Here is an 11237-nt window from a genome sequence, read left to right as displayed (position 1 = left end):
GCCGCGGCGCCGTGCTGCCGGTCGCGCGATACAACTGCGACCAACGCACCGCGCTCGCCACGCTCACCGAGAACAGCTTGGCCGCCTCGCGGCAACTCGCGCCATTCCGCATGGCCGCCACGACGCGATCACGCAGATCACAGGACAGGGCTCGGGTCATCGGCTGCTGGCCTCCAGCCCAGCCAGCAGCTTGAATCAGAAAACCAAACGCGCCGGAACACCCAATCCGATTCCACCAGAAGGAATCAGGCTCTAGAGCGGCTTCCAGACCCGTGGAAACCGTTCTGGGCGTGCCCTGCGAGCACCATCACGCCCACGGCTGACCCCAGCCGCGGGCGATCTGCTCTCGTGCCTCAACGCTGGGCTGCGCGGTGCGGGCGGTGGCAGGCGCCGCAGGCGCCGCCGGTGGCCTCGAAGGCGCGCCCGAGCGCGGCTTGGTCGCTGCCCTCGGCGGCGGCCAGAAGCGCCTGCGCCTGGGCCGCGAACGCATCCGCCCGGCTCTCGAAGCCCGACCGGTCCGACCAGATGCTGGGCAGGGCGCGGGTTTGCGCACCCTGGTCGCTGCCGGGCGGGAACATCCCCTTGATCCTGGGCGCGTGCTCGGCAATCGCGCGCGCCGGCGCCACCGCATCGGCGTTCGGCCGGCGCGCCTGCACCACCGCCTGGATGGCCTCCATATTGTCGCGCATCATCCGGAAGCCGGCCTGGCGCTCCTGGATCACCTGGGCCTGGCCGTAGGCGTGCGCGGTCGGCATGAGGATCGCGGCCGCGAGCACGGCGGACAGCAACGCTTGGTTCATCTCGGACTGGTCCCCTTCGTGATGGGCCGGGACGTCTCCCGGCCGATGGATGGTGCCGCGCGCGGCCGGGCCGGGCGCGTCACGATCGTGTCAGACCGACCGCGCGGCGCAAGTGACACCGCCTGCGCCGCGCGTTAGTGCAGGCGGGCAAGGAGGTGTCGATGCAGCATCCCTACCGCGCCATCGCCGTTTTCTGCGGTTCGCGCCTCGGCGCCGACCCCGCCCATGCGGCCGCCGCCGACACGCTGGGCCGGGCGCTGGCCGCAGCGGGGATCCGGCTGGTCTATGGCGGCGGCCGGATCGGACTGATGGGCCGGATCGCCGATGCCTGCCTCGCCGCCGGCGGCTTCGTCACCGGCGTGATCCCGACCTTCCTCGCCCGCTGGGAGGTGGCGCACGAGGGCACCCAGGAGATGATCGAGGTCGACTCGATGCACACCCGCAAGGCGCGGATGGCCGAACTGGCCGATGCGTTCGTCATGCTGCCCGGCGGCCTCGGCACGCTGGACGAGACCATCGAGATCCTCACCTGGCGCCAGCTTCGGCTGCATGACAAGCCGATCGTGCTGTGCGACGTCGCCGGCAGCGCCCGGCCGCTGATCGCCGCGATCGAGGCCGCTATCGGCGCGGGCTTCGCCGAGCCGTCGGTACGGGACCTCTATGCGGTCGCCGATGGCGCCGAGGCGGTGCTGCCGCTGCTCGCGACGCTGCGCCCCGGCACGCGCACCGCCGCTGCCCTGACCTGACGCGCCGCTGCTTGCCCACCGTCGGGGCATTGCCTATACAGCGCCGCCTGATCCCCCGTCGGAGCGTAGCTCAGCCTGGTAGAGCACTGTGTTCGGGACGCAGGGGCCGGAGGTTCGAATCCTCTCGCTCCGACCATGGGGGCCCTGGCGGCTTTTCCGCAACGACGCCGTGACGCAGGCCACATCCGGCTCGGCGCGCGAATGTTTCCATTGCAAATCCCGATCCCTTCGCACAAGGGAAGGATGAGGACGCCGGCGCGGCCCGCACCGCGGCGGCTTGAAGCCCCCGCCCGTACGACGGACGACCCGCCATCCCGCCCGCACCGCCTGCCCCGCCTACCCTGCCGCCGGACAGCGTGACGGCCGCGCGCCCGCGCCGATCGATGGCCCTCCTGGTGCGGGCGGTGCGGATCGCGATCGGGTTCGCCGTGCTGCTGCCGCTCATCGCCTTCGGCCTGATCACCAAGGACCGCTGGGATCAGGCCACCAGCGAGGCGGAACGCGTCATCGTGCAGGAGACCGCCGTCGCGGCGGAGCATATCGGCCGGGTGCTGGAGACCCAGGAATCGATCCTGCAGCAGATCGACCTGGTGATCCGCGGCCTCTCCTGGCATGAGATCGAGACCTCGCCTGCGGTCCAGCGCATGCTCACCGACTTCGCGGACCGCCGGGCGCACGTCGCCTCGGTCTGGATCGCCGACGAGGAGGGCCGCGTCCGCGCCGGCAGCGCCGCATGGCCGGCCGGCACGACCATCGCCGACCGCGGCTATTTCCTCGCGCAGCGTCCGGCCGATCAGGGTACCCTCGTCAGCGAGCCGATCATCGGCCGTGTCTCCGACCAGCGCGTCTTCACCGTCAGCCGCCGGCGCACGACCGACAACGGCACCTTCGGCGGCCTCATCTTCGTCGCCGTCGCCGCCGAGTACATCGAAACATTCTTCGCCAGCCTGATCCGCACCGAGGGCGTGGTCGTGCTGATCCGCCCGAACGGCGACCTGCTGGCGCGCACGCCGCCGACCCGCGCGGTGCAGCGCCTCGGCCCGGACAGCCAGTTGATGCAGCGCCTCGCCGTGGACCGCATGAACAGGCCGTCAGGCGTCGTCTCCGGCGTCTACTGGGGCCGCTCCATCATCTATGGCGGCGAGCGGCTCTACGGCTACCAGTCGGTCGAGCCCTACGGCCTGATCGCCAGCATCGGCACCAACCTCGACGACATCTACGAGCCCTGGTGGCGTGACACGCTGCGCTACGGCCTGATCACGGCCTTGCTGACGCTGCTGCTCGCGGCCGCCGGGCTCTCGCTGCTCGCGGCGGCACGGCGGGCCGACGCCGCGACCGCGCGGGCGCTTGACGAGGCGGAGCGCAACGCCGCCGCGCAACGCCGCATCGACGCGCTCGAGCGGCAGAACGCGATCACACGCGTCGTCGCGGGCGTCGCGCACGAGTTCAACAACCTGCTCACCCCGATCCTGATGGGTGCCGAACTGCTGCGCGAACGCGCCGCCGGCGCGGAGGAGCGCCGCACCCTCGACTCGATGATCGGCGCCGCCGAGCGCGGCGGACGCCTGGTCGCGGACCTGCTGTCGTATATCCAGAACCAGTTCCTGCGGATCGAGAAGGTCGCTCCGCTGCCGGCAATCGAGGAGACGATCGCGGAGTTCCGCGCCGGGCTGCGCGACGGCATCGCCCTCGCTTTCGAGGCGACCGAGCCGGTGCCCGACATCCTGACCGATCGACGTCAGCTCCAGCTCGCGCTCGACCATCTGCTCGACAACGCCCAGCGCGCCATGCCGGATGGCGGCACCATCACGGTGCGGCTCGTCGCGCTGCCCGGCGGCATGAACGGCGGTCACGTGCTGATCGCCGTCGAGGACACGGGCGTCGGCATGACGCCGGACGTGCTGGCGCAGGCGCGCGAGCCGTTCTTCACAACCGCCGCCTATCGCGAGTGCCCCGGGCTCGGCCTCGCGATGGTGTCGGGCTTCGTCGGCCAGCTTGGCGGCACGCTGACGATCGACAGCAGGCCCGGCCAGGGCACGCGCGTGCAGATGCGGCTGCCGATCGCGCGGGGCTGAGCGGCACCACCATTGCAGCGTCCCGGCGCAGCCCGTTACGGTCGCGCCCGTCCACCGCCGAGGGGAGAGCCGCCATGCCCGCGAACCACCTCGCCGGCGCCGAGCCGCCCGGGCCGGACACCGCCCTGATCGTGGTCGATGTGCAGGTCGGCTTCCTCCCGGGCGGCAGCCTGCCCGTGCCCAGGGGCGACGAGGTCGTGCCGGTGATCAATGCGCTCGCGCGCCGCTACGCGAATGTCGTGCTGACCCAGGACTGGCACGCGCCGGAACATCTCTCCTTCGCCAGCGCGCATCCCGGCCGGGCACCGTTCGAGACCATCGATCTCCCTTACGGCCCGCAGGTGCTCTGGCCGGATCACTGCGTGATGGGCACGGCCGACGCCGCGTTTGCGCCCGGGCTCGACATCCCGCACGCCCAGGCGATCCTGCGCAAAGGGTATCGCCGCGAGGTGGACAGCTACTCGGCCTTCCTGGAAGCCGACCGCATCACGCGCACCGGCCTTGACGGCTATCTCGCCAGCCGCGGCATCCGCGCCGTGCATGTCTGCGGGCTCGCGACCGATTTCTGCGTCGCCTGGACCGCGCTCGATGCGCGCCGCTACGGATTGGCCGCTGCCGTGATCGAGGACGCGTGCCGCGGCATCGATCTGGGCGGTTCGGTGGCCAAGGCCTGGGCCGAGATGGCGGCGGCCGGGGTGCGCCGGATCAGCGCCGCGCAGGTCGGCTGAGGCCGGCGCTCACGCCTGGTCGGCCGCGTGCGCCTTCAGGTCGATCAGGGAACAGACCGCGAGCGTGTTGACATGGGTCGCGGCCAGCACGACGCGCGGCGCGCAGCCGGCCTCCAGCGCCTCCTGCCAGCGCGCCGCGCAGAGGCACCAGCGGTCGCCCGGCTTCAGCCCCGGGAAGCCGAACTCGGGACGCGGGGTCGAGAGGTCGTTGCCGCGGCTCTTGCTGAAGGCGAGGAACTCCGCGGTCATCAGCGCGCACACCGTGTGGAGGCCGAGATCGTGCTGGTCGGTGTTGCAGCACCCGTCGCGCAGCCAGCCCGTCAACGGATCGTGCGAGCACGCCTTGAGCGGCCCGCCCAGCACGTTCCTCGCCCGCCTGTCCTCGCCATCGCGCGGCATCGGCTCCTCCGTCCGTTCGAGCGGAACGTGGGCCGGGTCGGAGGCGACCGCAACCCGCACGATCACGCGGGCGTGCGCAGCGCGGCCGGCGGTTCTGGCCTATCCATGCCGCCGGTCCGCAACAATCGAGGGGAGGATCACATGGGCCTCGACCGACGCCACATGCTCGCCGCCGGCGCCGCCACGCTCGCCGCACCGGCGCTGCTCGCCGCCACCCCGGCACGCGCCGCCGTGCCCCAGGCCGGCCGCCAGGCGCCCGGCTTCTACCGCATGAAGGTGGGCGACTACGAGGTCACCGTGGTGAACGACGGCTTCAACCGTCGTCCGAACCCCGGCGAGGGTTTCGTGCGCAACGCCGACAAGGCAGCCGTCGAGGCCGCGCTCGCGCGCGACTTCCTGCCGACCGGGCATCTCGACATCACCTTCAACATCACTTTCGTCAACACCGGCCGCGAACTGATCCTGTTCGACACGGGCACGGGCGGGCTGCTCGCCCAGACCGCCGGCACGATGTGGGACAACATGCAGGCCGCCGGCATCGCACCGGAGCAGGTGACAAAGATCGCCGTCACCCACTTCCATGGCGACCACGTCTCCGGCCTCGTCACCCGCGAGGGTCAGGCGCGATTCCCGAACGCCGAGCTGATCGTGCCCGAGACGGAATGGGCGTTCTGGATGGGTGATCGCGCGCCGCAGCAGCCCGCAGCGATGGTGAAGGGGCGGTTCGGCCCCTATCCGGCCGAGCGGATCAAGCGGGTGGCAAGCGACGCCGAGGTGGCGCCCGGCATCCGCGGCATTCCCACGCACGGGCACACGCCCGGCCACACCTCGTACTCCGTGCAGTCGGGCAACGGCACGCTGATCATCCTCGGCGACGTGACCAACCACCCGACCGTGAACCTGCGCAACCCCGGCTGGCACATCGTGTTCGACATGGACGCGGCGGAGGCGGAGCAGACGCGGCGGCGGCTGTTCGACCGCGCGGCCTCCGACCGCACGCCGATCGTGGGCTATCACTGGCCGTTCCCGGCGACGGGCTACGTGCGGAAGGCCGGCGAGGGCTTCGACTGGGTGCCGATCCAGTGGACGAGTCAGGTCTGAGAAAGCTGTGGGGGGACCACGCTGGTCCCCCCACACCCCCCTGCATCCGGGGGCCGCTCCCGTTGGTCGCGGCCAGCGCCCCGACCAACGGGAGGGGCGCCCTCCAGGGGGGCGCGGGGGGCCTTGCGGCCCCCCGACTCACATTTCCCTCGTCTCCGGCTAGAGTGGCGGCATGCTCCAGCCCTCCCCGCGCGTCGGCCTGTTCGTCACCTGCCTCGTCGACCTCTATCGCCCGACCATTGGCTTCGCCGCGCTCAAGCTGCTGAAGGACGCCGGCTGTGTGGTGGACGTACCCGCCGTGCAGACCTGTTGCGGCCAGCCCGCCTGGAACAGCGGCGACCGCGCCGATGCCGCCGATCTCGCGCGCACGGTGATCGCCGCCTTCGAACCCTATGACTACGTGGTCGTGCCCTCGGGTTCCTGCGGCGGCATGATCAAGGAGCAGTACGCGGCCGTGTTCGCCAACGACCCGGAGTGGCGCGGCCGCGCCGAACGCCTCGGCGCGCGCACCTTCGAGCTCGTCTCGTTCCTGACCGACGTCATGGGAATGCAGCGTGTCGCGGCCCGCTATCCGGGCACGGTCACCTACCACGACTCCTGTTCGGGGCTGCGCGAGCTCGGGGTCAAGGCGCAGCCGCGCAGGCTGCTTGGCACGGTCGAGGGACTGACGCTCACCGAGATGCACGATGCGGAGGTGTGCTGCGGCTTCGGCGGCACGTTCTGCGTGAAGTACCCGGACATCTCGGTGCGCATGGTCTCGGACAAGGTGGAGAACATCGAGAGGAGCGGCGCGGATACGCTGCTCGCCGGCGACCTGGGGTGCCTGCTGAACATGGCGGGGCGGCTGAAACGGCTGGAGAAGCCGGTGAAGGTGCGCCACGTCGCCGAGGTGCTCGCGGGGATGACGGATTCTGTGCCGCCGATCGGCGAAAACAAAACCTAGGCTAGGGGCCGCAAGGCCCCCCGCGCCCCCTCGAGGGCGGCCCTCCCGTTGGTCGGACCGCGGCCCCCGACCAACGGGAGGGGGCCCCTGTGCAGGGGGTCTGGGGGACCAGCGTGGTCCCCCAGGAGTTTCTGAATGACCTTCCTTGTCGCGTTCTACCCCTGGATCAAGGCGCTGCACGTGATCTCGGTGATCGCGTGGATGGCGGCGCTGCTCTATCTGCCGCGCCTCTTCGTCTATCACTGCGAGGTCGTGCCCGGCTCGGCCGAGAGCGAGCGCTTCAAGGTGATGGAACGCCGCCTGCTGAAGCTCATTGCCAACCCCGCGGGCATCGCCGTCTGGGTGTTCGGCACCCTGCTCGTGCTGACCCCCGGCGCGGTCGACTGGGCGTCCGGGTGGTGGCACCTGAAGATGCTCGGCATCCTGGTGGTCACGGCCGTGCATCACGTGCTGATGGCCCGCCGCAAGGACTTCCTGCACGACCGCAACCGGCGGCCGCAGAAATACTACCGGATTCTCAACGAAGTCCCGACCCTCGCCATGGTCGTCATTGTCGTGATGGTGATCGTGAAGCCGTTCTGACCGCGCTTGACGTGCCGCCCGGCCCCCACCACCTGCGCGATTGACGGGAGGGCGGCACGTCACTAGGGTGCCGAGGCTCTCGGGCGCGCAGGCCGCGCCGTTCACCTCTGACAACAGCACCGGACTTGTTTGCGGCGCACCCTGCGCCGGCGGTCCTGGCAGGATGGACGGGGTCGTCCATCCAGGGTGAAGCGGTCGCTCCGCACGCCGACGGCACCTCCCCTCGCGGCACCGCGCCGGGTTCCATTCGCCCGCCGCGCCGTCCTTCCCCTTTCCAGGCCGGTCCGAACCCTTTCCGCCCGGCCCACCCAGACCAACCGAAGGCCCTGCCTGCCATGCATCTCGCGGAACTGAAAGCCAAGAGCCCCTCGGACCTCCTGGCCTACGCGGAAAGCCTGAACATCGAGAACGCCTCGACCCTGCGCAAGCAGGACATGATGTTCGCCATCCTCAAGACGCTCGCCGACAACGACCAGGCGATCTTCGGCGACGGCGTGCTCGAGATCCTGCCCGACGGGTTCGGCTTCCTGCGCAGCCCGCAGGCGAACTACCTGCCCGGGCCGGACGACATCTATGTCTCGCCGTCCCAGGTGCGGCGCTTCTCCTTGCGCACCGGCGACACGGTCGAGGGGCAGATCCGCGCCCCCAAGGACGGCGAGCGCTACTTCGCGCTGGTGAAGGTCAACCAGATCAACTTCGAGCCGCCCGAGGCGGTGCGGCACCGCATCAACTTCGACAACCTCACGCCGCTCTATCCCGAGAAGCGGCTGAAGATGGAGATCGAGGACAAGTCGGGCGCGAAGGAAGGCGTGCAGAAGGGGGTGCAGAAGGACTACACGCCGCGCATCCTCGACCTGATCTGCCCGATCGGGAAGGGCCAGCGCGGCCTGATCGTCTCGCCGCCACGCACCGGCAAGACGGTGATGCTCCAGAACATCGCCAACTCGATCGCGCACAACCACCCCGAGGTCTACCTGATCGTGCTGCTGATCGACGAGCGGCCCGAGGAGGTGACCGACATGGCGCGCACGGTGCGCGGCGAGGTCGTGTCCTCCACCTTCGACGAGCCGGCGACGCGCCACGTCGCGGTGGCGGAGATGGTGATCGAGAAGGCCAAGCGCCTGGTCGAGCACAAGAAGGACGTGGTGATCCTGCTCGACTCGATCACGCGTCTGGCGCGCGCCTACAACACGGTGGTGCCGTCGTCCGGCAAGGTCCTGACGGGCGGTGTGGACGCGAATGCGTTGCAGCGGCCGAAGCGCTTCTTCGGTGCGGCGCGCAACATCGAGGAGGGCGGATCGCTCACCATCATCGCGACCGCGCTGATCGACACCGGCAGCCGCATGGACGAGGTGATCTTCGAGGAGTTCAAGGGCACCGGCAACTCCGAGATCATCCTGGACCGGAAGCTTTCCGACAAGCGCACGTTCCCGGCGCTGGACATCACCAAGTCGGGCACGCGCAAGGAGGAGCTGCTGGTCGAGCGCGGCACCCTGGCGAAGATGTGGGTGCTGCGCCGCATCCTGATGCCGATGGGGCCGCAGGATGCGATGGACTTCCTGCTGGACAAGCTGAAGTACAGCAAGACGAACCAGGACTTCTTCGACGCGATGAATACGTAAGTCTACGCGGGACGACGACCCCGCGCTGCGTTGCCGCCGCTTCACGTCGAGACCCGAGGTGCCGTTCGGTATGCCGCGTGCAGGGGGACGGTGTCGGAACATTTTACACCTCGCGACGCGGGATCCTCTGAAGGCCGACCAAAATCGTTTCAAATCAAGCTGCCGGTGGCGCTGGCATCGTATTTGCCTGACATGTGGTTGCCGGGGTGGGCTTTGTCTCTTCGGGAGTTGCAGATGCGTCGTCATGTCGTATGCGCCGCGCTGCTGGCGGGTGCGGTCCTTGCCGCCACGGTCGCCAGCCCGTCCGCGTCGGCCGCCACCGCGTCCTGGACCGACTGGACGGCGTCGGGGCCTAACACCGCGTCCGGCACGCTCACGGTCGGCACGACCACCGTCGGAGTCACCTATTCCGGCCCCTACTATTTCGTGCAGGCCTCGGGCGGCACCAACTACTGGAATCCCAGCGCACCCTACATCAGCGGGACGGTCAGCAATGCCCCGCCCGGCACGGACATCATCGCGCTGAGCTTCGGTGGGACGAAGACCATCACCTTCTCGCAGGCGGTGGTCGATCCGCTGATCGCGCTCGTGAGCTGGAACAGCAACACGGTCGATTTCGGCACGCCGATCGAGATCCTGAGCTACGGCGCAGGCTTCTGGGGCAACGGCACGCCGATCCTCAACGGCACCGGCACCGGCTTCTTCGGCTCGGGCGAGGTGCATGGGGTGATCCGCCTGCCGGGCACCTTCACCCAGATCACCTTCACGGACACCAGTGAGACCTGGCACGGCTTCACCGTGGGCGTGCTCGGCGTGGCCGAGCCGCCGACCGGCGTCCCCGAGCCCGCGTCGGTCGCCCTTCTCGGTCTCGCCCTCCTGGGCCTGTTCGCGGCGCGCCGCTACGCCGTGGGCTGAAATCGCGCCGGGCGCACCGCGCACTCCGTCCCGGGACAGTTGTGTGGGGTGGGGGGACGACTGTCGTCCCCCCACTGCATTATGCTGATTTGATGGACCTGATCGCGCGCGCCGAGGCCTTCGCCCGCGAAGTTCACGCCCGCCAGACCCGCAAGGGCGAGGCAGCGGAGCCGTACATCACCCACCTGGAAGACGTGGCGGCGCTGCTGGTCGCCGCCGCCGCCCCGGTCGAGACCATCGCCGCCGGCTGGCTGCACGACACGATCGAGGATGGGCACGAGCACGGCCACCCGGTGACGCTGCATGATCTGGCCGAGCGCTTCGGCTGGCCGGTCGCCGCGATCGTCGCCGAGGTGAGCGACGAGAAGGCGATCCCGAAGGCGCTGCGGAAGGACCTTCAGATCCGCCATGCCCCCCGCGCCTCGGCGGCGGCGCGCATGGTGAAGCTCGCCGACAAGATCTCGAACCTGCGCGCGCTCATCGCGAGCCCGCCCGTCGGCTGGGAGCATGGGCGCAAGGTCGAGTATTTCGGCTGGGCCGCCCGGGTGGCGGTTGGCTGCCGCGGTGTGGCACCCGTGCTGGACGAGGCGTTCGATAGGGCCTACCGCGAGGGGCTTCGGTGGTTGGCCGAGACGGCTTAGAGTCCGTTTGAGGATCACGGATGGGCGACGCGTCGGAGCAGAAGTGCGCTCATGGCGACGTGGATCATGGCTTCGGACACGTCGAGGCGCTTCTCGTAGTCGCGGACGAGACGCCGCCAGCGGATCATCCAGCCGAAGGTGCGCTCCACGACCCACCTGCGCGGGATGACCTCGAAGCCTTTTGCCGTGTCGGAGCGGCGCACGATCTCGACGACGAAGTTGAGGAAGGCGGCCTTTTCCATGAGCTTTGTGCGGTCGTAGCCCGCATCGGCGAACAGGTGCTTCAGCCACGGCCAGCGCTTGCGGATGGCGTCGAGGATGGTCTGCGCGCCAGCACTGTCCGACACGTCGGCGGGCGTGAGGTTCACCATCAGCAGCCGTCCGTCCGTGTCCACGGCGACATGGCGCTTGCGCCCGACGATCCGTTTGGCCCCGTCGTAACCCCGCTCTGCGGCGAACGGCGCCTTCACCGTCTGGCTGTGGCCTTCGGCCGACCTTCGGTCTCCGAGCGCCCCGCCTGTCGGGCTGGCTTCCCGGCCAGCCGCCTCGCGATCCAGCATCAGCGCCACGTCGTGGATGGTGCGGAACAGCAGCCGCCGGACGAAGCGGCGGAACCACCAGTAGACCGTCTGCCATGGGCCGAAGTGCACCGGCAGCATCCGCCAGCCACCCGCGCTTCGTGCCA

12 protein-coding genes and 1 tRNA gene are annotated in these 11237 nt (G+C 69.9%); 10 read left to right on the top strand and 3 right to left on the bottom strand.

Annotated features, from left to right (window positions below; genetic code table 11):
• Positions 1–353: 353 nt before the first annotated feature.
• Positions 354–800: a cytochrome c gene (locus F563_RS0120775; protein ID WP_019016617.1), complete on the bottom strand. Its 447-nt coding sequence runs from the start codon at positions 798–800 to the stop codon at positions 354–356.
• Between the two features lie 161 nt (positions 801–961).
• On the opposite strand from F563_RS0120775, the gene F563_RS0120770 reads away from it, so the two are divergent.
• The 4 genes from F563_RS0120770 to pncA all read left to right on the top strand — a co-directional run bounded on the left by F563_RS0120770 (position 962) and on the right by pncA (position 4349).
• Positions 962–1546: an LOG family protein gene (locus tag F563_RS0120770; RefSeq protein ID WP_019016616.1), complete on the top strand. Its 585-nt coding sequence runs from the start codon at positions 962–964 to the stop codon at positions 1544–1546.
• Between the two features lie 59 nt (positions 1547–1605).
• Positions 1606–1682: transfer RNA gene (locus F563_RS0120765), tRNA-Pro, on the top strand.
• Between the two features lie 247 nt (positions 1683–1929).
• Positions 1930–3621: a hybrid sensor histidine kinase/response regulator gene (locus F563_RS0120760; protein WP_019016615.1), complete on the top strand. Its 1692-nt coding sequence runs from the start codon at positions 1930–1932 to the stop codon at positions 3619–3621.
• A gap of 74 nt (positions 3622–3695) precedes the next feature.
• Positions 3696–4349, top strand: coding sequence for a bifunctional nicotinamidase/pyrazinamidase (pncA, locus tag F563_RS0120755; protein ID WP_019016614.1), 654 nt, complete (start codon positions 3696–3698; stop codon positions 4347–4349).
• A gap of 9 nt (positions 4350–4358) precedes the next feature.
• Here the strand turns inward: pncA and F563_RS0120750 are convergent, their stop codons facing one another.
• The gene (locus F563_RS0120750; protein WP_019016613.1) at positions 4359–4814 is read right to left on the bottom strand and encodes a DUF2237 family protein; all 456 of its coding nucleotides are present in this window, start codon (positions 4812–4814) and stop codon (positions 4359–4361) included.
• Positions 4815–4889: 75 nt separating this feature from the next.
• Between F563_RS0120750 and F563_RS0120745 the strand changes: the two genes are divergently transcribed.
• From F563_RS0120745 to F563_RS0120720, 6 genes are all read left to right on the top strand, one after another.
• Positions 4890–5849: an MBL fold metallo-hydrolase gene (locus F563_RS0120745; RefSeq protein ID WP_019016612.1), complete on the top strand. Its 960-nt coding sequence runs from the start codon at positions 4890–4892 to the stop codon at positions 5847–5849.
• Positions 5850–6021: 172 nt separating this feature from the next.
• The gene (locus F563_RS0120740) at positions 6022–6792 is read left to right on the top strand and encodes a (Fe-S)-binding protein (RefSeq protein WP_019016611.1); all 771 of its coding nucleotides are present in this window, start codon (positions 6022–6024) and stop codon (positions 6790–6792) included.
• 135 nt (positions 6793–6927) lie between these two features.
• Positions 6928–7374, top strand: coding sequence for a protoporphyrinogen oxidase HemJ (gene hemJ / locus F563_RS0120735; RefSeq protein ID WP_019016610.1), 447 nt, complete (start codon positions 6928–6930; stop codon positions 7372–7374).
• Positions 7375–7709: 335 nt separating this feature from the next.
• Positions 7710–8996 (top strand): transcription termination factor Rho, encoded by a 1287-nt coding sequence (gene rho / locus F563_RS0120730; RefSeq protein ID WP_019016609.1) that lies wholly within the window; start codon positions 7710–7712, stop codon positions 8994–8996.
• A 234-nt stretch (positions 8997–9230) separates the two neighbouring features.
• Positions 9231–9911, top strand: coding sequence for a PEP-CTERM sorting domain-containing protein (locus tag F563_RS0120725; RefSeq protein WP_019016608.1), 681 nt, complete (start codon positions 9231–9233; stop codon positions 9909–9911).
• A 92-nt stretch (positions 9912–10003) separates the two neighbouring features.
• Complete coding sequence (locus F563_RS0120720) at positions 10004–10552, top strand: HD domain-containing protein (RefSeq protein WP_019016607.1); 549 nt, start codon at positions 10004–10006, stop codon at positions 10550–10552.
• 14 nt (positions 10553–10566) lie between these two features.
• Here F563_RS0120720 and F563_RS0120715 read toward each other — a convergent pair.
• On the bottom strand, positions 10567–11237 hold a 671-nt coding region (locus tag F563_RS0120715; RefSeq protein WP_026299756.1), incomplete at its 5' end, for an IS5 family transposase.

Origin of the sequence: Elioraea tepidiphila DSM 17972, assembly GCF_000378465.1 — a bacterium.
GTDB classification, from domain to species: domain Bacteria; phylum Pseudomonadota; class Alphaproteobacteria; order Acetobacterales; family Acetobacteraceae; genus Elioraea; species Elioraea tepidiphila.
Note: the sequence above shows the minus strand (reverse complement) of the source record. Positions and strands in the feature narration are given on the sequence as shown.